Genomic DNA, 22,104 nt, shown 5'->3' on the forward strand with positions numbered 1-22,104 from the left:
TCCTGCCGGAGGTCTTCACCTATCCCGAACGTTCACAACGTCCCAAGGAACTACAACTAGGGGTTACTTCCTCAGGGCGCTCCGGCGCTGTGAGCTCCACACCTCAGCGGGGGCGGATCCACTCGGGTCCGCCCCCGCTGTCGTGTGTTGGGGTGCTCCCTCATGCCCGTGCCGCCGCTCCCGTGTGGGTCCCGGGCCGCCGGGCCGCGCCGGGCGAGCATCGAGGGGACGCACTCTGGGGTTATTCGTGCCGGTTGACCCCAAAGTGCGTCCCCTCGGTGGAAGCGCGAGGCCACCACGGGGTACGGGCGAGGGCGCGGGCTGGGGTGCGGGCGCGAGGTTAGGGGCCGGGCACGAAGGTCATGAGGCCTCACGTGCGAGGGGCCGGAACGCGCGCTACTCCTCGTCAGATACGGCGACCGACTCGGCGGTCACGCTGCCGACGAGCGCCTGCACGTCGATCGCGTCGGCGGAGGGGCGTCGGCGGCCTTCCGCGTAGGCGAGCCTGGCGGCGGCGAGGTCCGCGAGTCGAAGCGCCTGGATCACGATGACGCGGCGCAGCCCGGGGGAGACCTCTCCGCGCTCGTGGGCGACCGCGGAGAGCCTGGCCAGGGTTTCTGCCCGCCGCGCGATCCGTACGTCGGGGTGCTCACGATCCTCACGCATTCCCTCCGGCACCAGCGTGAAGCGGTAGGCGCGCGGCAGCGGCACGGGGGTGGAGAGCGGCGGGATCTTTTCGTTCAGGATCGCGTGGTGCTTCGAGTTCTCGATGGCGTCGAGGTAGACCGAGTACTCGATCGCGTCGAGCTTCGCTTTCTTCTCGGGATCGTTGCGGAGGTATTCGACGGGGTACAACTCGAATTCGGCGACCTCGAACGGGTCAAGGATTCGGTAGGCGAGCGTGTCCGAGCGCTGACCGGTGAGGTGGCGTCCGACACGTGTGCCGAAGTTCTCCCAGGTCTGGCCGACGTAGATCGGCTCGCCGTCGTAGTCGTAGAACGCGTACACGCCGATGCACTGGCCGACCTTCTTGCCACTTTCGGCATCGGTGTCTTTGAGGGCGGTGGAGAGCAACTCTCGGAAGCCCTGCACAAAGCGGGTCGGCATCGATCGCTTGCTGGGAATCTCGCCGTCTGCCTCGCTGTAGCTCGCGACGCCGCGACTAGCCATGCGACACCGCCTGCGCGGCGCGCACGGGTGTCGCGGGGGCGAGCTGCCCGTTGACCAGTGGGAGCAGGTAGTGCTCGGCAAGCCAGGAGACCGCGGGCACGGCGACGGCGTCGCCGAAGCCGAAGAGTGCCTGGTTGTTGCGCGCGGCGCTGAGGTTGTAGTCGCCGGCACCCATGAGGCGGGCGTATTCGCGCGGCGTCATCCAGCGGACCTGCAAGCGCTTGTTGCCGAGCCGCACGACGGCCTGCTTTGAGGATCCGCCGCGGGCGGTTCGGAGGCAGCCGGAAATGTCGTCGGGGCGAACCTCCCACACGGCAATACCATTGCGCGTGCGCCGGTAGGCGGTGCGGTACTTGACCCCGGACTCGCGGCGCAGCTGGGTGACGCGGTCGCGCTGCAGCGGGGAGAGCGACGCGACGAAGGCCTCCGTCCGTGCCTCGTCCCACCACCGTTCATCGTCGAGCGGCATCGCCTCCATGAGCGTGCCGAGACCCTGCAGCTGCGGGGCGGGAGGCGCGGGGAGCACAGCGCGGTGGGTGCGCAGGCTGTCGTCGCTGAACACCCACTGCAGCCAGTCGGGTCGCAGCTCCGAGTTCGGATCCGCCACGTCCTCGGGCGGGTGCAGCGCCGCGACCAGGAAGATGCGCGGGCGAGACTGCGGCAGGAAGCGCCGCGCGTCGAGCGCGAGCACGTCGACGGAGTAGCCGAGGTCGTTGAACGCCCGGATCGCGGCAGAGAGGTCGTCGCCGCCGTGGGACGTGGCGAGGCCCGTGACGTTTTCGAGTACGGCGACCTCGGGGCGGTCGTCGCCAAGTTCGTCGAGCAGGCGGATGAAGTGCCAGAATGTGCCCGATTGCGCGCCGTCAAGCCCCGCGCGGGTGCCCGCAAGGGAGAGATCGGTGCACGGCGACGAGGCCCACGCGAGCGCCGCGTCCGTGGGGAGCGTGGCGGCTTCGACCTTGCCGATGTCGCCGAGCGCGAAAGCGTGGTCCGCGGTCTCGGCGAATTGCGCGTCGTAGAGCTCCTTTTTATCCGGCTCGTAGTCGTTGGCCCAGGCCACGTGGAAGCCCTGCGCTTCGAGCCCCATCCGTGCCAGCCCAATGCCCGCGAAAAACTCCAGGACCTTAGGCCGGGCCGCGCGAATGGGGGTGACGTTCTTCATAGGGATAAGGGTACCGACACCCACTGACAAAGCGACTTCCGCGGCTCGAATCTGGCCAAAAAGGCGCGGGGAGTTCAGCACCAATCCGGCGCTGAACTCCCCGCGATACTGCCAGTCGCGCGCTACTTGCCGCCCGTGATCTTCGACTGGATCGTGGACATGACCATCGTGTCCGCGAGCGTTGTCGTGTCCCCGATCTCCCGGCCCTCGGCGAGATCCTTCAGGATCCGGCGCACGATCTTGCCGGATCGGGTCTTCGGGAGCTCGTTCACGATGAACACTTGGCGCGGGCGTGCGATCGCGCCGATCTGCCCGGCGACGTGCTTCTTGAGTTCGACCTCCGCGTCCTCGACCGAGAGGATCGTCTGCTGCGACTTGAGGATCACAAACGCGACCACGGCCTGGCCTGTCGTCTCATCGTCCGCACCGACAACCGCGGATTCCGCGACGGCGTGGTGTTCCACGAGTGCGGACTCGATTTCCGCGGTGGAAAGTCGGTGCCCCGACACGTTCATGACGTCGTCGACGCGGCCGAGCAGCCAGACGTCGCCGTCTTCGTCGAGGCGCGCACCGTCACCGGCGAAGTACTGGTCGCCGAACTTCGACCAATAGGTGTCGACGAAGCGATCAGGATCGCCCCAGATCCCGCGCACCATCGATGGCCAGGGGCGCTGGATCACGAGCAAGCCGCCCTGGCCGCGCTCGACAGGGTTGCCGTCCTCGTCGACCACGGCCGCGGAGATGCCGGGTAGGGGGACCTGGGCGCTGCCCGGCTTGAGCTCAGTGATGCCGGGCAGCGGCGAGATCATGAGCGCACCGGTCTCGGTCTGCCACCACGTATCGACGATCGGGGCGGTACCCGCACCGATGACCTCGCGGTACCAGCGCCACGCCTCGGGGTTGATCGGCTCGCCGACCGAACCGAGCAGGCGGACGCTCGACAGATCGTACTGCTCGGGGATCTGGCGCCCCATTTTCATGCACGCGCGGATCGCGGTCGGTGCGGTGTAGAAGATCGTCACACCGTACTTCTGGATGATGCTCCACCAGCGACCCCAGTCCGGGGTCTCCGGGGTGCCCTCGTACATGACCTGCGTCGCGCCGTTGGCGAGCGGCCCGTAGACCACATAGCTGTGGCCGGTGATCCAGCCGATATCGGCGGTGCACCAGTAGACGTCGGTGTCGGCCTTCAGGTCGAACACGTTGCGGTGTGTGGTGCTGACCTGGGTGAGGTAGCCGCCGGAGGTGTGCAGGATCCCCTTCGGGGTGCCCGTCGTCCCGGAAGTGTAGAGAATGAACAGCGGGTTCTCTGCGGGGAAGCCCTGTGGGGTGTGCTCCCCGTCGAACGCCGTGATTTCCTCGTGCCACCAGAGGTCACGGCCCGTCGACATCTCGATCTCGTTCTCGGTGCGCTGCACCACGAGTACCTTTTCGACGGAGCTCCCGCCGCCGCGGAGCGCGAGTGCGTCGTCAACGGTGGGCTTCAGTGCGGTGACGCGGCCCTTGCGGTACCCGCCGTCCGCGGTGATGACGACCTTCGCCGCGGCGTCGTCGATCCGGCTCCGCAGGCTGTCAGCGCTAAAGCCACCGAAGATGACCGAGTGTGCGGCACCGAGGCGGGCAACGGCGAGCATCGCGATTGCGGTCTCGGGGATCATCGGCATGTAGATCGCGACGCGATCGCCCTGCGTGACGCCCAAGCTCGTGAGCAGGTTCGCGGCGCGCTTCACCTCGTGGGTGAGCTCCGCATAGGTGATGCTGCGGGTGTCCCCGGGCTCGCCCTCGAAGTGAATCGCGACCCGGTCGCCGAGACCTGCCGCAACGTGCCGGTCGAGGCAGTTCGCGGAGACGTTCAGCTCCCCGTCCGCGAACCACTTCGCGAACGGCGGGTTGGTCCAGTCGAGGATCTCGGTGAACGGCTTTGTCCAGGTGAGGTGCTGCGCTTCCTCGGCCCAGTACTGTTCGGGGTCCTCGGCCGCGCGCCAGTACACCGACGGGTCTGCGATGTTGGCCTGCTCGCGGAACTGCGGGCTCGGCGGGTAGGTTTCCGTTCCTCCGTTGTGCTGCAGAGGGTGGCTTTCAATGGTGCCGTGCTGGTCAGTCATGGACGCCCTTATCCGTGGTCTTGTGTGGGGTGCTGCCGAGTGAGGGAGGCTCGGGAGCGCCAAGTGCACCACCAGGGTATACCGCGATCGGGGCGGATTCCCACCGAGATGACGCTCCGTGCACATCCTGCGGTGGAGGGGCCTGGCACGGGAGTTATCCACAATCGCAGTGCAGGATCCCCGAGGCGTGTGGCGACGCGCTGGGATTGTCGCATGACCCGTACACCGATCTTTCGACAGCGAACCACCCCCAAAAACCAGCGTGCTGCTCGGGCGTCTCCGGGCGCGGTGCGTGCTGGACTGAGGCCATTGCCGGTGCACGATCCCGAGGCGGCTCAGCTGCAGCGCGTGCTGCACTTTTTTGATGAGCCGCACGCCGCGACTGAGGTCCGTGCAGTGGGACCGGCGCGGGATCCCGGTGAGTCGGCGCGGGATCCCGGTGAGCCGGCACCGCAATCATCCGCGAGCTCGGGTCACGCTGGGGCGCTCTGGACCGAGGCGAGATCGGGAATGCGGGGCACTGTGCCCCCACCTCCGATGCGTGCGCCATCACGGACAGCGCAGCTCCCTCTTGCAGCACGGCGCGCGCTCGGAGGGCTGCTCCCCACCCTCGATGATCCTGAGCTGCGGGATCTGCTCGTCCAGGTGCGGGATGGGACGGGCGGCCTCTGGCTCGACCGTGGCGGACAGACCCAGCGCGTTCCGGGCTGGCGGACCACGCCTCAGGCGGTGCACAGGCTCGCGACGGCGCTTGTTGCCGCGGGTGGGCGCCACCTTGACGAATTGGTCCCGGCTGCGGACGTGCGCTTGGGGGACGGGATCCGTGTGCATGCGGTGCTGCCCCCGGTCGCAGTGGCGGGCACGTCGGTGTCAATTCGGGTGCCGCGGCTTGTGCCGCTGACCTTTGGCGACGCCGTTGCAGGCGGGCTCTGCCGCGTGGAGACCGCAGATCGTCTCCGGGCTGTGGTTCACGCGCGGAAAAATCTACTCATTACCGGTGGCACAGGTACCGGCAAGACGACGCTGCTCGCCGCGTTGATGGACCTCGTGGAACCGCACGAGCGTATTGTCACAATCGAGGACTTGGCAGAGCTGCGGCTGCGGCATCCCCATGTGGTTGCCCTCGAAGCCCGCCAAGCGAGCTCCGAGGGGGTCGGGCAGGTGGGGCTCGCTGAGCTCGTCCGGGAGGCCCTGCGTATGCGGCCCGATCGAGTGGTGCTCGGGGAGTGCCGCGGTGCAGAAATCGCGACACTCCTCACGGCGTTCAACACGGGACACGACGGCGGTGCCGGGACCCTGCACGCGAGCAGCCTGGCCGAGGTGCCGGCACGGATTGAAGCGCTCGGGGCGCTCGCTGGCATGACTTCCGCCGCACTCGGGCGGCAGGCCGCGGCCGGTCTTGACCTCGTGATACACCTGAGTCGTGTCGGCGGGGCACCTCGTATTACCGGTGTGGGGCGACTTCGACACGACCCGCGACACGGGCTCGCGATCGAGGCGGGGCCGTGCTGAGGCGGCAGGCCCGCTGCCCACAGCCGGGTCGATACGTGGGGAATCTTGAACGCGAGCCGGTCGGAGAGCCGATTCCCTCCGGGGCGCCTCGAACACAAGACGCGGCTCGAGCGCATCGTGAACTTCCGGCATCGGGCGCATCGGGCGCATCAGGTGCATCAGGTGCACCGGGTGGATCGGAAGCGGCTACAGCGGCTGAACTCGCCGCGCGTACAGCGTCGTTGTTGCGGGGCGGTGTCAGCCCGGCTCGCGCGATCTCGGTGCTCGGAAACGCCGTGCCTGTTTCCCAGAGGCCTGAATCCTCGGCACCGGCCAGGCTCGCCGCCCGGGTCGAGGCGGGCACACCGATCCCGGATGCGCTCGCCGCCGAAGATGCACCGCCCTGGCGGATCCTCGCGGCAGCGTGGCATCTCGCCGAGCGGAGTGGTGCCCCGCTCGTCCCCGCGCTGGACCGGATTTGTGCTGCGCTGCAGGCGCTTGAACGCCTGAGCGAACGGCGCGCAGTGCTGCTGTCGGGGCCCCGCGCAACGGTCCGTCTTGTCGCGGCATTGCCCGTGGGGACGTTTGGACTTGGCGCTCTCCTCGGCTTCGACCCATTTTCAATCCTGGCGACCGTTCCCGGGGCCGCGCTCGGCGTGTCCGGCGCGCTGCTCCTCTGGGCGGGCGTCGCCTGGGCAGGAGCGCTTCGCCGGCGCGTGGAACGTGCAGATCGGGTCGACGGGATCGAACACGAGCTGCTTTGGATCGCGACCGGTGGCGGGGCCGCCCCCGGGAGTGCCTGCGTCCGTGTGGTGGACGCGGTCGATAGCTTCGGTGTGAGTTGGGTGCGGCTGGACCGTTTCAGGAGTGATGCGCAGCTTGCGCACACGGTCGCGACGGCAACAGCAACAGGGGTCGCGCTGAGACCCCTGCTCCTGGAGGAGGCTGCGGGTGCCCGCGCGCGGTCCCACGCCGCGCAAGAACAGGCCGCAGAGCGACTCGCGGTGCGGGTCCTGCTGCCTCTCGGGCTCTGCGTGCTTCCTGCGTTTGTCGCGCTCGGGGTCGCTCCCGTGGTGCTCGCCATGCTCGGCGGATTGTGACGCTCGTTCGCTCGTCCTCCCCAACGAGGCGTTCCCGTGGCTCGTTGACAAGTTTTCCACAATCCGATCAGTTCCATCCCAGGGCCACCCGCCCCCGAGCACCATTGGAGGCACCGGCACCCGCCGGTGCCTCACTCAGCGAAAGGAACCCCGTGTCTTCACACCTCTCACTTGTCCCAGATCGCGCAGATACCGTCCCGGAGCGGCCCAGCACCGCGCGGCGCTGGGCACGCAAGGTTGGGCGTTCGGTGCGCTCGGCCGCGGCTCGACTCCGCACCGAGGAACGCGGCGCCGTCACCGCGGAGTACGCCATCGTGATTCTCGCCGCTGTCGCCTTCGCCGGTCTTCTTGTCGCGATCATGCAGTCGGCTGAGATTCGCGCGATGCTCGTGCAACTTGTAGAAAATGCCCTCGGCTCCGGATCGTAGGCCCACGCGTCGGCAACGGACAGGTCCCGGTCCCCGCACTGGCTCCCTGAGTGCTCGGCTTCGTGAGGAGCGCGGGGCGGTGACCGCGGAATTTGCAATCGTGCTCCCCGTCGTAATTGCGGTGCTCGGACTCGTGATCGGGGCGATCACGCTTGCAGCGCAGCGCATTGCGCTGGTGTCGCTTTCCGCCGAGCTCGCCCGCTTCGAAGCACGCGGAGATACGAGCGAGGCTGAGGCAATTCTCGCTCGCGTGGGCGAAGCCACGGAGGTGGCACGCCGGGCTGACGGTGCGCTGCACTGCGTCGAACTGAGTGCGGCGCCGATGGGAGGCCTGCTTCGTGTGATTACGATCCGCACCGAATCCTGCGCCGCGCGCACAGGCCTCGCAGCATGAGCGCCCCCAGTGCGGTGGCGGTGGCCGCGGCAGCGATACTGCTCGGGCTCCCCGTCGTTGCTGCCGCCGCGCACCTGGAGGGAAAACATCGAGCGGCGGTCACCGCCGATGCAGCGGCACTGGCTGCAGCCGATGCCCTCACCGGCTGGGCGGACGGTGAACCCTGCGCGCTCGCCGCCGAGGTCGCAGCCGCGGCCCAGGCAGATCTGCGGGAGTGTGAGGTGAATCAGGGCACCGGGGAAGCGCGCGTGCGTGTGACGGCGGGGTCTGCTCCGGTGCGTGCCGAGGCCGGAGCTCGCGCGGGCCCGCTGCCGCCTCCCAACGCAGGAGTCAGCCCCGGAGCGGAAGGTTGGGTCTGGCCGGCGGCGGTCCGGGCGGTCTCGCAGGGCCTGCATGATGGCTTTGCCATCGATCTCGCCGTGCCCGCCGGCGCGCAGCTCTTGGCACCGGCGCGCGGGGTTGTGGTGTTTGCCGGGGCTGACGGTGCCGGCCTGCCGGAAGCGTGCCGCGTAAATCCCGAGTGGTGGCGCGGCCCCAACTTCACCGTGATCGTGCGACACGACCGGCCCGACGGCGTGGTCTTCAGCTCCCACAACCACGTCGCTCCGGGATCGTCGGCGGGCCTGGGGATCTTTCCGGGCGTGGCGGTGGCGGCGGGACAGCCACTCGCCGCGGCCGGAATGAGCGGCTGCACGTCAGGGCCGCACTCCCATTTCACCCTGGCCACGACTCCGAGCAACGCGTTTCCAGACCTGAATCCGTTCGATGTGCTGGGGACGCCATGAGGCAGCCATATTACTTGTGTCGCGCCCCGCCGCCCCAGTTCTGAGCCGGTACTTAGCGGACCCGCGCCGCCTCTGCCCGAAGTAACAGCGCGAGTTGGTTGGGTTCGCTCCACATTGGCCAGTGCCCCGTGGGGAGATCCAGGAACTCGACCCCGGTGAGTTTCGCAGTCTCGGCGAACATGGGGTGTCCCGTCTGGGCCAGTTCGCGCAGCTGCGCGCTGGGCAGGGAGCAGCAGATGAGCGTGGTCGGCACGTCGCGGCGGGCAACGTTGCTGAGAGGCACGGGCTGCCGCAGCACTGACCCGGGGACCGGAACGGCGCGCGCCCGAAACCGTTCGAGAGCTGTATCGCTCAGCCCAGCCAGGCTCGCCTGTTGCCCGAGGACCGCAAAAGGAGGAAGCGGAGACTCCGCCGCGTTATCGGGGAAATCGGGGTCGAAGACAGTGCCGGGGGCGACAGGTCCTGAATCCACCCACACCATGCGCGCGACACGCTCGGGGTGACGGTCCAGCACCATGCTCACCGGGGCATTGGCACCGCTGTGCGCGACGAGCACGACGGAGCGATCGCTGTGCTCCGCGAGCAGATCCGCGAGAGCGGTCGCCTGCTCATCCAGGGTGCGGGTGGTGCGGAGTGCGTCGTCAGCGTCGAAACCGGGCAGCGTGATCGCTAGCGCGGTGGGGGCGGCCGGGGCTGTAGGGGTGGCCGGTGCGGCCGGGGCGACCGAGAGCTCAGCAAGGACCTCGTCCCAGGCCCAGGAACCGAGCCAGTGGCCGCCAACGAGAATGATGATCGGAGTGCGTGTCGGAGCAGTCATGCCCCCACTCTCGCAGCGGGCTCGGACAGCGGTATGTCACTATTTATGGCATGAATATGCACGGCATCGCGAGCGCGCGATGAAACGCGCTGAGCGCCTGCACGCACTCTCTGAGATGCTGCGCCGCAGCGGGACACGCGGGGTCACAGCCGAGCGGCTCGCGCGGGAGTTCGACGTGTCAGCGCGCACAGTGAAGCGGGACCTCGCATCACTCGCGCAGAGCGGTGCTGCGCTCTGGTCACGCCCCGGCCCGGGCGGCGGCTATGGCCTGGTTACGGGTTCGTCCCTGCCTCCGGTGAGTCTGTCTCCGGCGCAGGCCGTGGCGCTGCTGGCGGCAGTGTCTGCCGCGCCGGATGCCCCCTACAGTGATCTCGCCACGGCCGGCATGCAGAAGATATTGGACGTGCTCGATCCCGCCACCCGCACGCGGACCCAGGAGCTTGCACAGCGCGTGTGGGTCGACGCGCCGCCAACGCCCCCGCGTGCGATCCGCTCGGCGCTTGAACAGGCGATGTCCGAGCAGCGGGTCGTTCGGATCCGGTACACCGCCAACGGTGGTGCCACCACAACACGAGACGTTGAACCCGTGCTGTTCGCGTCCACGAGCGGCAAGTGGTACCTGATCGGCTGGTGCCGCACGCGCGACGCAATGCGCTGGTTTGCCGTGTCCCGGATCGAGCGCGCCACGGTGACTGGGGCGAGCTGCAGCGGACACGCAGTCGCGGAGGTCGGCGAGCCTCCGATGAACGCCAAACCGGTGCACGGGACCGGCGAGTGAAACGGCCGATGAACGGTGGTGCTCACGCGGGCCCCATAATAGAGAGGAGTACGGCAAGCCGAACCGAGGACGGGATCCCGCAGAACCGGGGGATTCCCGCGTGACATGGTGGATTCCCACACGACACTGTGTATCGTTTCGGAGCAGACCCTGAGTGGCCGAGCGATTACGCTCGCCGACAGCTCGAAGCAACGAAGGAGACCCCGTGGCGGGTACGAAGAAACTGGTGATCGTCGAGTCACCGACCAAGGCAAAGACAATTGGCGCGTATTTGGGTGATGACTATGAGGTCATCGCGTCCGTCGGGCACGTCCGCGATCTTGCGGAACCGTCGGAACTGCCCGCCGAGCTGAAGAAGGGTCCGTTCGGGCGCTTCGCAGTCGATGTTGAGAACGACTTCGCGCCGTACTACGTCGTCAACGACAACAAGAAAAAAACGGTCACCGAGCTGAAGCGGGCGCTCAAGGGTGCCGACGAACTCTGGCTCGCAACCGATGAGGACCGGGAAGGTGAAGCCATCGCGTGGCACCTCCTGGAAGTCCTCAAGCCCAAGGTTCCCGTGCGTCGAATGGTGTTCCATGAGATCACGCAGGAGGCCATCGAGCAGGCGAAGCAGAACACTCGCGATCTCGACACCGCGCTCGTTGATGCCCAGGAGACGCGACGAATCCTCGATCGTCTCTACGGCTACGACATCTCGCCGGTGCTGTGGCGCAAGGTCGCTCCGAAGTTGTCCGCTGGTCGCGTGCAGTCCGCGGCCACGCGCCTGGTTGTTGACCGCGAGCGCGAGCGCCAGGCCTTCAACTCCGCCGAGTATTGGGACCTGTCCGCAACTTTCCGCCCCGCTGCCGACGCCGCTGACCCGACCGCGTTCGCGGCACGTCTTGTGCGCTTGGACGGCCAGCGCCTCGCCACGGGCGGCGACTTCGGCGACGACGGCAAGCTCACCGCGAAGGCCGAAAAGGCTGGCGCAGTGCCGCTTGCGCAGGATCGCGCTGAACGCCTCGCCGAGCTGCTGACGCCGAGCTCCCAGGCCACCGTGCGTTCGGTTGAGACGAAGCCGCACACTCGCCGTCCCGCGGCCCCGTTCACCACGTCGACGCTGCAACAGGAAGCCTCGCGCAAGCTGCGCTATAGCTCGCGCCAGACAATGTCCTACGCGCAGTCGCTCTACGAGAACGGCTACATCACCTATATGCGTACGGATTCGCCCACGCTGTCGCAGCAGGCGATCCAGGCGGCCCGCTCGCAGGCCGCCGAGCTGTACGGCGCGCAGACGCTCCCCGAGAAGCCGCGCGTGTACACGGGCAAGGCGAAGGGGGCACAGGAGGCCCACGAGGCGATCCGTCCCGCTGGTGACACGTTCCAGCGTCCGACCGCGCTCAAGGGCAAGCTGACCCAGGGCGAGCACGCGCTCTACGAGCTGATTTGGAAGCGGACAGTCGCCAGCCAGATGGCCGACGCCAAGGGTTCGACGGACACCGTCACCCTGGAAGCTTCGGTGACCGAGGCGGATCGCACCGCGCCGACACTGGCCGAGTTCACCGCGAGCGGCACCGTCATCACGTTCCCCGGCTTCCTCCTCGCCTACGAAGAGGGTCGCGACGAGAAGCGCGGTGACGCGGAGCAGAACGTGTCGCTGCCGCAGCTGACGGCCGAGCAGCGTCTCGACGTCGTGGATCCCGAGGCGAAGGGCCACGAGACGAGCCCGCCGCCCCGCTACACCGAGGCAAGCCTGACCAAGCGCCTCGAGGAGCTCGGCATTGGCCGACCCTCGACATACGCGGCGATCATCAGCACCATCATGGATCGCGGCTACGTGACCAAGAAAGGGCAGGCGCTGGTCCCGAGCTGGATCGCGTTCTCTGTCGTCCGCCTGCTTGAAGAACACTTCAGCGCCCTCGTGAACTACGATTTCACGGCCGAGATGGAAAACGACCTCGACCGCATCGCCTCCGGCGACGCCGATCGCGGCAAGTGGCTCGGCGAGTTCTACTTCGGCAGCGACTCCCACCCGGGCCTGCGCGGAGTGGTCGACAACCTCGGCGAAATCGATGCGCGCGCGATCAACACGATCCGGATCGACGACGAAATCTCGCTCCGCAACGGCAAGTACGGCCCCTACCTTGAGGTGTACGACGAGAAGAGCGAAGTCGACGAGAACGGTGAGCTGAAACCGCGCTCGGTGAACATTCCCGACGGCCTCGCGCCCGACGAACTCACTGTCGCGAAAGCCCACGAACTCGCTGACGCGGAGCCGGCAGAGGATCGCGTTGTCGGGACGCACCCGACCACAGGCAAGCAGATCGTGGCAAAGAACGGCCGTTTCGGCCCGTACGTCACTGAGCTGCTCGATGAGGGCGAGGAACTCCCGAAGGGGCAGAAGCCGCGCACGGCGTCGCTGTTTAAGAGCATGGATCCCGCGACGATCGAGCTTGATCAGGCGGTCGCCCTGCTGGACCTGCCGCGCGTTGTCGGCACCGACCCGGAATCCGGCGCGGAGATCACTGCGCAGAACGGCCGCTACGGACCGTACCTGAAGAAGGGCACGGACACGCGATCGCTCACGAGCGAGGATGCGATCTTCACGGTCGACCTCGCTGGTGCGCAGGAGCTGTTCGCGCAACCCAAGTACGGCGCACGCAAGGCATCGAGCGCCCTCAAGGAGTTCGACGCGGACCCGGTGAGCGGTAAACCTGTCAAGGTGCGGGACGGCCGCTTCGGTCCGTACGTGACCGACGGCGAGACGAACGCGACGATCCCGCGCGGCGACAGCGTCGAGGACATCACGTTCGAGCGCGCGACCGAGCTGCTCGCGATCAAGCGCGCGAAGGGCCCAGCGAAGAAGAAGGCTCCGGCGAAAAAGGCCGCGGCGAAAAAGCCCGCAGCGAAAAAGCCTGCGGCCAAGAAACCCGCCGCGAAGAAGGCTGCGGGCGACAAGGCCGTGGACCCCGCTCGCTCGGCAGCCGCGAAGAAGGCCGCCGCCACCCGCGCCGCGAAGAAGGCCGCCGCCGAGGCGGCCGCAGCTGCGGCGACCACGGAGTAGCCGCGCGTGAGCAATACACCAGGCGCGGCCGCCGCTGCCACTCCGCCCTCGGACGGGATTTTCATCACGTTCGAGGGCGGTGACGGGGCAGGGAAGACCACGCAAGCCGAAATGCTCGGTGCCTGGTGCGCCGCGCAGGGCCGTGAGGTCGTGCGTACCCGTGAACCCGGCGGCACCCCGCTGGGCGTCGAGGTGCGTCGCCTGCTGCTGCACGGCGGTGACGAGATCGGGGCGGTCGACCCGCGCGCCGAGGCGCTGCTGTACGCCGCTGATCGCGCCCAGCACGTGTCCCAGGTCGTGCGCCCGGCGCTTGCTCGGGGAGCCGCCGTGGTGCAGGATCGCTACATCGATTCGTCCCTCGCCTATCAGGGGGCCGGCCGCGTACTCGACGTGGCGGAGGTGCGCCAGCTCAGTGAATGGGCCGTGGGTGGGCTGTGGCCCGATCTGACGGTGCTGCTCGACATTGAGCCCGAGGCCGCCGCCGCACGCCGGGCGGCGCGAGGCGGGACAGCAGACCGGCTTGAGGCCGAAGCGGACGCATTTCACCGTGCCGTGCGTGACGGGTTCCTCGCCCTTGCCAAGGCGGATCCCGAACGCTATCTCGTGCTCGACGCGGCCCGCCCATTCACGGAGCTCCACATCGACATCACCCGCCGCGTTGCCGCGATGACCGGGTGGAACGGTGGCCCCGTCCTCGACTCGGCACCGGGCAATCCTCAGGCATAGCGTCCGGCCCCAAGCTCACCGCGGGGGATACACCACACCCTCGGAGTGAAGAGCCGATCCCCATCGTCTGATCTTCACCCCGAGGGTGTGGTGGTTTCGAGGGGTGCCTGCCCGCACCCCGGCTTGTATTCCGCGCTACGCGCCGAGCAGCTCCGCGCCCACGGTGCGCTCGAACTCCGCGATGTTCTGTGCGCTGTCCCAGCTCGCTGCAAGGGCGCGGGCGGCGGCGAGTACCGAGCGGGCCGCGGGAGCCCGCAGCTCCGGATCCAGCGACTCGATGTCGCGCACCTTGGCGGCCCCAACAATTCGCCGCGCCATTTTCGCAGCCGCGAACAGGAACGCCTCGCGGCGGATCCGCTCGATTCGCTGCTGGGCAAAGGCCATATCGAAGAGCTGCGTCTCGTACCAGGAGTCCGCGCGGGTGAGGAATTCCCGCTCAAACGCGTCCCAGGTCTCGGTCACGAGCGAGAGCGCCCAGGCGGCGCGCTCGTGCTCGCCGAGGGCGGTAGCACGCGCGGCGGCAAAGCTATAGTTTGCGAACAGTGCGCCCAGATCGAACGCGATGGGGCCGTAGAACGCGAACTCGGAATCGAACACCTTCACGGAGTCAGCCACCGCACCCTCGGCGCCGCGCACCATGACGGATCCCGTGTGCAGGTCACCGTGGATCAGTGCCTCCGCCTGGGTCATGAACCGCCACTTTGCCTCAGCCATCGCGGCGGCAAACGTCGGATCAGCGGCAAGCTCCGCGGCGTCCGCAGCGTTCTCGGGGAGGACCTCATTGCGGCCCGTGTCGAAGACAGGCTCGGTGAAGACAAGGTCTTCGGTGATTGTGCACAGCTCCGGGTTCTGCGTCTCGGCAATCCGCTGCGCGACGAGCTGCCGATCCTGACCCAGGATCGAGGTGCCCACCGCGAGCGCAGCGACGTACTCGCCGAGGCGGCGCGCCACGTCTTCGTGCCGCTCCGAGCGGTTGAGGGCGTCCCGCCACACAGCGTGATCCGACAGGTCTTCGAGCGCGAGGATGTAGCGTTCCGGGTCATACAGAATCACGTCGACAACAAGCTCGGGCGTCAGCGCGTGGTGGGTCTGCAGGGAATCCGCTTCGCGGGCCGCACGCTCCGGTGTCATGGGCCAGCCGTCACCCGTCATTCGGACGTAGGGGAGGGCCTGCTTCAGGATGATGCCCCGATCATCCTCATCGAGGATGTGGAAGACAAGGTTGAGGTTGCCGTCGCCGATTTCGCGGATCGATGCGATGCGATCCGCGTTGATGTGGTCGTGCGTCTCGGCGCGCGACCGAAGGTACTCGGCGATGTTGTCGGCGTCGAGGAAGGTGTACTCGTGAGACATGGGGATTGCCTTTCAGGGAGAGAGCGGGTCCGGGGGCGTGCGGCCACACACGATGCTGTGGGTGGCCGCACAATCACGTTGCAGGCGTGTACCGGGCCTTCTTGCGGGAGAGCGTGAACGAGAAGAGGAGTGCGACGATCACGACGAGCCCCTTCGCGGTGTCCTGGTAGTAGTACTCGAAGCCCATCATCGTCATGCCGGTGAGGACGATGACCACGAGGACTGCGCCCAGCAGCGTACCCCACGCATTGGGTTTGTTGAGTCCGAGCACCGAGGTGCCGACAAGTGCCACCGCGACGGCCTCAAGCAGGCTCGAGGCACCGGCGTTCACGTCGCCCTGCCCGATCCGAGCCACCAGGATGATTCCGGCGACGGAGGCAAAGAGCGAGGACACGACGTAGGCTGCACCGCGGTGGAAACCGACACGGATACCGGAGAGGCGGGCTGCCTCGGGGTTCGCGCCAATCGCGTAGAGGATCCGGCCCCAGGAGGTCTTCGTGAGGATGAACCAGCACGCCGTCACCAGGACGAGCATGACGATGACCGGGATAGGCACGGGACCAACAGTGCCGCGATCGATCAGCAGGAATGCGGGATCGAACTTGCCGGGGGCCTGAGTTCCATTGGGCAGGGTCATGCCCGAGGAGACCGACTGGCCCGAGACGGGGATCATCTTGGCACCCTGGATCACGAACATCATGCCGAGGGTTGCGAGCAGATCGGGGATCTTGCACACCACGATCAGGAAGGCGTTGAGGAGGCCGACGGCGAGGCCCGCGATGAGCACGAAGGTGATCGCCATGCCCGCGGTCAGGTTGTAGAACACCATCGTCATCGCGGCGAGCTGCACGCTGAGGCCTGCGACGGAGCCGATCGAGAGGTCGAGGCCGCCGACGATCATGCTGAACATCACGCCGAGGCCGAGGATCGCGGTCACCGAGGCGAACTTCAACATCGAGAACATTGAGTTCGTCGTGGCGAACGCTGGTTCGGTGATTGCGAAGAACGCGAACGCGAAAACTGTTACGGCGAGGAAGCCGTACTTGACCACGATGTCACGGACGCGGTCCCCGGCGGAGGTCCGCACGGGTGCTGGGATTGCTGTGGTATCGGCCATCTCAGGCCACCTCCGTCATGCTGTTGATGATCTGGTCATTGCTGATGTCTGCGGCCCGGCCGTCGAGCGTGATACGGCCCTCGACCATGACGATGATGCGATCCGCCATCTCGCGGATTTCGTCGACGTCACTGCAGATCATGACGACGGCGGTTCCCTCGGCGGCCTGTTCTCGGGCGCGCTGGGAAATGACGCGGCGCGCTCCGATGTCGACGCCCCGGAACGGCTCGTCGAGCAGGAGCACGCGCGGTGAGCGCTGCATCCAGCGGGCCACCATGACCTTCTGCTGGTTACCACCCGAGAGCGCGTCGAGCGACTGCTCGGGCCCCGTCGTGACAACCGAGAACCTGTCGATCGCGTGGCTGCCCGCGGCGCGTTCGCGGCCCGGGGTCAGGATCCCACCCCGTACAAAGTCGGAGAGGAACGGGAGCGAGAGTGTCCGAATGACGGACCAGCCGGGCAGCATACCCTGCGCCGCACGATCTTCGGGGACAAGATAGACGCCGCGGGAGATCGCCTGCTTGGGGCTCTTCGGAGCAAACGGGGCGTCGTCGAGCTGCATCTGACCGCCGGTGAGCTTGCGCGCTCCAAACACGGTCTCAGCGAACTCGGTCTTCCCGGCACCGATCAGGCCGATGATTCCGGTGACCTCGCCAGACTTCACGTCAAGGTCAATGGGGGAGCTTTCCGGCAACACCTGGAGACCGCGTAAGGTGAGTGCGGTGTCGGCTCCGTGGAGTTCTTCGAGCTCGGCGGCATCAGCGAGGACGCCTTCCCCAAGCATCGTTGCGACGGCCTGCGTGAGGTCAAACGGGAGCTGCTGAGCGTTCACGATCCGACCGTCGCGAAGCACCGCGAGGCGATCCGCCAGCGCGTTGATCTCGCTCAGTCGGTGGGATACGTAGAGAATCGCGACACCGCGATCCCGGAGCTTCGTCACGAGGGCGAAGAGGCGCTCCGCCTCGTTCTGCGACAGCGTGGACGTCGGCTCGTCGAGGATCAATACCTGCGGTGTCGTGGAGAGTGCCCGCGCGAGCAGCAGCATCTGGCAGTCGGCGATCCCTAGCTCGTGCACGTCCTGGCGGAGGAACGCATCGTCCCATCCGAGATCCAGTGTCGCGGCAATCTCTCGCGCGCGTGGAAGAAGCGAGCGGAGGGAGGCGACCGGGCGCACCTCTTTCAGCGCGATCTCCTCGAACAGGAGATTTTCGGCGACGCTGAGGCCGGGCACGATCGCGTCATCGATGCGCTGGTGCACCGTGCGCACGCCCGCGCGTGCGGCCGCCATCGGGGAATCGAAGTCGACGGGAGCACCGGAGAGACGCAGCTCGCCGCCGCTGGGCGCATGCACTCCCGCGAGAATTTTGATGAGCGTGGACTTGCCCGCACCGTTGGCCCCGAGCAACGCGGTCACCGTGCCGGGGAAGAGGTCGAGCTCGACACCCTTCAACACCCGGTTGGCACCGAAGTTCTTCGTCAGGCCGACGAGTCGCAGCGCGGGGGCCTGCGATGTGTCCGTCGAATGCATGCGTGCAATCTCCTCGGGGTGGGTGTGGGGGCCCGGACCGGGCCCCCACAGGAGGGGTTAGAAGGAAACGACCGGGATCCAGTCGGCACCCGAGACATCGGAGATGTTCAGCTCGGGCTGCGCCGCACGCAGATCGTCCATGTTCTTGATGTTCTTCTCACGCAGCGTCTCCTGCGTGACAAGGATCGGCGGGAACTCAACCGTGGACTTCTCGAGCTCTCCAGCCATCTGGAGTGCGAGGGTGCGCATCACGGCCGCGCCGATCGCGTTCGGGTCGGTGGCGCCGGTCGCGGTCCAGCGGCTTCCCTCTGCGGTCATCAGTTCGATGTCCGCGGTCGAGATGTCAGCACCGTAGACGAGGATGTCTTCGGTGCCAGGAACCTGGTCGAGGCCCGTCAGCGTGCCCTTGGCGAACTCGTCGTAGGGGGAGTAGATCGCCTTGATGTCGGCGTTCGCCTGCACAGCCGCGGTCACCATTGGTGCCGAGTCCGTCGCCGAGGAGTTCGTGAAGTTGCCGGTCTTGAACTTCTGGTCCCAGCCCTGATCCTTCACGTACTGCTGCCACACGACATCGCGGCGATCCAGCGGAGCGATCCCGTCGTAGTTGACGTAGCCGACCTGGGCGTCCTTCCCGATGTCCTTGGCCATCTGATCCAGCACCAGGGACGCCATGAGGGCGTCGGACTGCTGGGTCTGCACGGCCTCGGGGGCGCACTGCTGGATCTCAACGTCGTAGATCGCGACGACGATGCCGGCCTCGATGGCCTTGTTCACGCCGGCACAGAGCGTGTCGGGGAGGCCGTGACGCACAATGATCCCGGAGACGCCGGAGGCGATCGCCTGGTCGAGCTGGGTGGCCTGCGTCGCGTTGTCGCCCTGGGCATCGAACACCGACAGTTCGACCCCGAGCGCGTCCGCCTGCTGACGGGTACCGTTGAGGTACTGCTGGAAGTAGTCGCCCTGGCCCGACTGCTGCACGATCGCGATCTTCACGCCGTTCTCGTCGAACGGTGCGGGTGCGGGGGCGCTCGCCTCGGCAACCTTGCCAGACTCGCTCGATCCCGAGCCTGACGACTCGGCCGGCGCGCCCTGGGTGCACCCGGCGAGGCCGAGCGCGAGGATTGCGGCGGCACCGAGCGCCGCCGTAGTTGTCTTTCGCATCATTGCGTTCCTTTCGGAGGATGTAGTGCGCTGCGGTTACAGCGCGGAGGAGGAGCCAAACAGGGGCTGTGCGTCGGCCTTCGGCTCGACGACGCCGCGTTCAGTCACAATCGCGGAAATGAGATCGTTCGGAGTGACATCGAACGCGGGGTTGAACGCGCGCACGCCGGGCGTTGCCACGCTGACGCCGCCAAACGCGAGCACCTCCTCGTCGCCGCGCTCCTCGATCTCGATCTCGTCACCGGTTGCGGTGGCCTCGTCGACCGTGGAGTACGGAGCGGCGACGACAAACGGGATCCCGCGTCGCTCGCAGGCGAGGGCCAGGGCGACAGAACCGACCTTGTTCGCAGTGTCGCCGTTGGCGGTGATCCGGTCCGCGCCGATCACGGCGAAGTCCACGAGACCACGGAGGATCGTGCTGGAGGCGGCGCCATCGACCTCGACGACGTGGGGGATGCCGTCGTGGTGCAGCTCCCAGCTGGTGAGGCGGGTGCCCTGGAGGAGGGGTCGGGTCTCGTCGACGTAGACGAGCTCGAGCTTGCCGCGATTGTGCAGCTCGTGCAGGATCCCATAGGCCGTGCCCCAGGCCGCGGTCGCGAGGGCGCCCGTGTTGCAGTGGGTGACCGCACGCAGTGGGCGGTCGCCTACGCGGGCGAGCAGCCAGTCGGCACCGAGGCGAGAGAGCTCGCGGTTGGAGCGCTCGTCCTCCGTGGCAATCGCGTGTGCCTCGGTCAGGGTACGTGCAAAACCGTCGGCGCGGAATGCGGCAACGCGGTTGGCGCCCCAGGCGAGGTTGACCGCGGTCGGGCGTGCATTCGCGATGTTGGCGATTGTGGCAGTGAGGGTGTCGGTGTCCCAGCCCTTGCGCTCCGCTTCGAGGAGGGCAAGCGCGACGCCGTAACCACCGGCGGCACCGAGGGCGGGGGCCCCGCGCACCGCGAGGCACTGGATCGCGGCAATGAGGTCTTCGACGGCCGAGATCTCGAGGTACACCTCTTCGCTCGGGAGCCTGGTCTGGTCGATCAGGCGGATGTGGGAGTCTGCGGCGGCGTCAACCCACTCGATAGCGCGAACCATGTGTTGTCGATCCTTTCGACGGCTGTGTCTTCTTCGCGTGATGCGACCTGTCGCTCGAAAGCTAATCGGTTGACTGACAACTTGTCAAGTGAGATCAAGCATTTGAGAATTCTTTGTGTCATAGACTGGGGCCACAGACCCCGGGCGTAGCGGCCCGCACACGAAGGAGGCCGTGAATGGCAAGGCCCGGATCGCGCGTTGCGCTTGTTGCCGATGGGCTCCGCGCCGCCATACGGGCGGGGGAGTTTGGCGAGGGGGAGCGGCTCCCCACTGAGGCGCAGCTCGCTACCCGATACGGGGTGTCGCGGCCCACCGTGCGCGCGGCTCTCCGGGAACTCGAGACAATTTCGCTCGTCCGCACCCAGCACGGCGTTGGCTCGTTTGTCTCCGAAAGCCCAGCGGTGACCGCAGGGCTGGAGCGCCTGGACTCGATTACCGAGTCGATCCGAAACACCGGTCGCGAACCAGGAATGATCTATAAGGGTCGCGTTCTCCGTCCATTAATGCCAGATGAGGCTGAGAAACTTCAAGTTTCAGGCGATGCGCATGCGCTTGAGTTGCGACGTACAATTCTCGCGGACGGTGAGGTCGTGGCGTACTCCTATGACCTCATGCCGGTGGGGGTCTTCCCGGCGGGAGAGGATCCGGAATCGGTCGTTGGCTCACTCTTTGCCTACCTGCGCGAGCAGCGGGATATGCATCCGCATCACGCGGTTGCCGAGGTGCACGCGGTGCAGTCCGAGCGCATTGGCTGGGACGCGCCTGCCGGGCGTTCGGCGCTCTATGTGCTCCTGGACCAGGTGCACTTTGACCGTTCCGATCGGCCACTTTTGTACTCGCGCACCTACTTTCTCGAGGGGCGCTACGCGTTCACGATCCGCCGTTCGGGCTAGTTTGTTGGTGCGCGCGAGCTTCTGGTGGGACCCTGTCGATGTGACATCTGCACTTCCGCTCGCTTAGTTGTTTGACAACTACCCTTTCCGGACGCAAGAATGTGATCACTTCCCGCTGCGTCACGCGCCGTGGTGCGGAGGCCGCTGATACTGCCCAGCACCGGGCGCGTGTGACGAGGGGAATAACGTCGATGGCACTGACGCACGAGGCGAGTGGGCTCGCACAGGAGCTGGCCGCGGTGGGAGCCGACGCGGTGCGACGCGGGCTTGTACTCGCGAGCGGCGGCAACCTCTCCGCCCGCCTGGGCGAGGACCGCTTCCTGATCACGGGATCCGGCACTTGGCTGGATCGCTTGACGCCGGAGGACTTCGCGGTTGTGTCCCACGACGGGACCGTTGAAGCTGGGAGTGTGCGGCCGTCGAGCGAATGGAAGCTGCACCAGCGTGCGTATGCCGCGCGCCCCGACGTCACGACGGTCATCCACCTGCATCCGCAACACGCGGTGCTCCTCGCCACACTCGACGTTGAGATCCGACTCCTCACGCTCGATCACGCCTTCTACGTGCGCTCTATGGGCCTCACGCCGTTCTACCCGAATGGCTCGGACGAACTCGCGGACACCGCGGCCGCAGAGCTGGCGCACCACGACTGCGTCGTAATGCGCCACCACGGCTGCACGGTGGTGGGGGACTCGCTGGAGATGACGTATCGACGGGCACTCAACCTCGAAGACGCGGCGAAAGCCACCCTGATTGCCCGGCAACTGGGCGATACGGACACCCGATTCCCCGAAGAGCACCTGCCCTCACTGCATCACGCCTAGCCCGCGCCGCGGTGCGCCGTCGCGGCGAACCGGGGAATCTCGGAGGGGACCTGCGCTTTCGCGTCCGGGACTTGAACATCTGATGAATGTAAGCATAGGCTGAAGGGCGTGCTGGGGGTTTCCGGGAGGAGACCACCGCGGCACCCCCC

Annotated in this window: 19 protein-coding genes; 10 read left to right on the forward strand and 9 right to left on the reverse strand. The window is 67.2% G+C overall.

The features are described 5' to 3' along the window. Positions 1-396: 396 nt before the first annotated feature. From FM113_RS11525 to acs, 3 genes are all read right to left on the reverse strand, one after another. Entirely contained in the window at positions 397-1,170 is a 774-nt protein-coding gene (locus tag FM113_RS11525; RefSeq protein WP_087014829.1) for a GIY-YIG nuclease family protein, read from the reverse strand. Next, entirely contained in the window at positions 1,163-2,332 is a 1,170-nt protein-coding gene (locus FM113_RS11530; protein WP_087014832.1) for a DNA cytosine methyltransferase, read from the reverse strand. Before FM113_RS11530 ends, FM113_RS11525 begins: the two co-directional genes overlap by 8 nt. A 122-nt stretch (positions 2,333-2,454) precedes the next feature. After that, complete coding sequence (gene acs, locus FM113_RS11535) at positions 2,455-4,437, reverse strand: acetate--CoA ligase (RefSeq protein ID WP_087014833.1); 1,983 nt, start codon at positions 4,435-4,437, stop codon at positions 2,455-2,457. 213 nt (positions 4,438-4,650) lie between these two features. Between acs and FM113_RS11540 the strand changes: the two genes are divergently transcribed. The 5 genes from FM113_RS11540 to FM113_RS11560 all read left to right on the forward strand — a co-directional run bounded on the left by FM113_RS11540 (position 4,651) and on the right by FM113_RS11560 (position 8,635). Further along, complete coding sequence (locus FM113_RS11540; protein WP_369676696.1) at positions 4,651-5,949, forward strand: CpaF family protein; 1,299 nt, start codon at positions 4,651-4,653, stop codon at positions 5,947-5,949. A 35-nt stretch (positions 5,950-5,984) separates the two neighbouring features. Further along, positions 5,985-7,028, forward strand: coding sequence for a type II secretion system F family protein (locus FM113_RS11545; protein WP_254908986.1), 1,044 nt, complete (start codon positions 5,985-5,987; stop codon positions 7,026-7,028). 152 nt (positions 7,029-7,180) lie between these two features. Next, on the forward strand, positions 7,181-7,456 hold the full coding sequence (locus FM113_RS17940; RefSeq protein WP_254908987.1) for a DUF4244 domain-containing protein: 276 nt from the start codon (positions 7,181-7,183) through the stop codon (positions 7,454-7,456). Between the two features lie 79 nt (positions 7,457-7,535). Further along, positions 7,536-7,850: a pilus assembly protein gene (locus FM113_RS11555; RefSeq protein ID WP_254908988.1), complete on the forward strand. Its 315-nt coding sequence runs from the start codon at positions 7,536-7,538 to the stop codon at positions 7,848-7,850. Next, positions 7,847-8,635, forward strand: coding sequence for a peptidoglycan DD-metalloendopeptidase family protein (locus FM113_RS11560; protein WP_087014837.1), 789 nt, complete (start codon positions 7,847-7,849; stop codon positions 8,633-8,635). The genes FM113_RS11555 and FM113_RS11560 overlap by 4 nt, the downstream gene beginning before the upstream one ends. Before the next feature lie 52 nt (positions 8,636-8,687). Here the strand turns inward: FM113_RS11560 and FM113_RS11565 are convergent, their stop codons facing one another. Further along, positions 8,688-9,452 carry an alpha/beta fold hydrolase gene (locus tag FM113_RS11565; RefSeq protein ID WP_087014838.1) on the reverse strand — a complete coding sequence of 255 codons (765 nt, stop codon included), beginning with the start codon at positions 9,450-9,452 and terminating at the stop codon, positions 8,688-8,690. 79 nt (positions 9,453-9,531) lie between these two features. Here FM113_RS11565 and FM113_RS11570 point away from each other — a divergent pair, with 79 nt between their 5' ends. The 3 genes from FM113_RS11570 to tmk all read left to right on the forward strand — a co-directional run bounded on the left by FM113_RS11570 (position 9,532) and on the right by tmk (position 14,002). Next, entirely contained in the window at positions 9,532-10,230 is a 699-nt protein-coding gene (locus FM113_RS11570; protein WP_087014840.1) for a YafY family protein, read from the forward strand. Positions 10,231-10,435: 205 nt separating this feature from the next. Then, positions 10,436-13,276 (forward strand): type I DNA topoisomerase, encoded by a 2,841-nt coding sequence (gene topA / locus FM113_RS11575; RefSeq protein WP_087014842.1) that lies wholly within the window; start codon positions 10,436-10,438, stop codon positions 13,274-13,276. Between the two features lie 6 nt (positions 13,277-13,282). After that, a complete protein-coding gene (gene tmk / locus FM113_RS11580; protein WP_087014844.1) occupies positions 13,283-14,002 on the forward strand; it encodes a dTMP kinase in 720 nt (239 codons plus the stop codon). 135 nt (positions 14,003-14,137) lie between these two features. Here tmk and mtnK read toward each other — a convergent pair whose 3' ends face one another. The 5 genes from mtnK to mtnA form a co-directional block, all read right to left on the reverse strand. Further along, a complete protein-coding gene (gene mtnK / locus FM113_RS11585; RefSeq protein ID WP_087014847.1) occupies positions 14,138-15,355 on the reverse strand; it encodes an S-methyl-5-thioribose kinase in 1,218 nt (405 codons plus the stop codon). A gap of 73 nt (positions 15,356-15,428) precedes the next feature. Further along, a complete protein-coding gene (locus FM113_RS11590; protein ID WP_087014849.1) occupies positions 15,429-16,472 on the reverse strand; it encodes an ABC transporter permease in 1,044 nt (347 codons plus the stop codon). Between the two features lies 1 nt (position 16,473). Further along, on the reverse strand, positions 16,474-18,000 hold the full coding sequence (locus tag FM113_RS11595) for a sugar ABC transporter ATP-binding protein (RefSeq protein WP_087014851.1): 1,527 nt from the start codon (positions 17,998-18,000) through the stop codon (positions 16,474-16,476). A 57-nt stretch (positions 18,001-18,057) separates the two neighbouring features. Then, positions 18,058-19,161, reverse strand: a complete 1,104-nt coding sequence (locus FM113_RS11600; RefSeq protein WP_217896005.1) for a substrate-binding domain-containing protein — start codon at positions 19,159-19,161, stop codon at positions 18,058-18,060. 36 nt (positions 19,162-19,197) lie between these two features. Further along, positions 19,198-20,238, reverse strand: a complete 1,041-nt coding sequence (mtnA, locus tag FM113_RS11605; RefSeq protein ID WP_087014855.1) for an S-methyl-5-thioribose-1-phosphate isomerase — start codon at positions 20,236-20,238, stop codon at positions 19,198-19,200. Between the two features lie 176 nt (positions 20,239-20,414). Between mtnA and FM113_RS11610 the strand changes: the two genes are divergently transcribed. Both FM113_RS11610 and FM113_RS11615 read left to right on the forward strand, forming a co-directional pair. Continuing rightward, on the forward strand, positions 20,415-21,131 hold the full coding sequence (locus tag FM113_RS11610) for a GntR family transcriptional regulator (RefSeq protein WP_087014857.1): 717 nt from the start codon (positions 20,415-20,417) through the stop codon (positions 21,129-21,131). Positions 21,132-21,322: 191 nt separating this feature from the next. Next, positions 21,323-21,955, forward strand: coding sequence for a class II aldolase/adducin family protein (locus tag FM113_RS11615; protein WP_087014859.1), 633 nt, complete (start codon positions 21,323-21,325; stop codon positions 21,953-21,955). Positions 21,956-22,104: the final 149 nt, after the last annotated feature.

The organism is Leucobacter sp. 7(1) (assembly GCF_900163635.1).
In the GTDB taxonomy this organism is placed as follows: domain Bacteria; phylum Actinomycetota; class Actinomycetes; order Actinomycetales; family Microbacteriaceae; genus Leucobacter.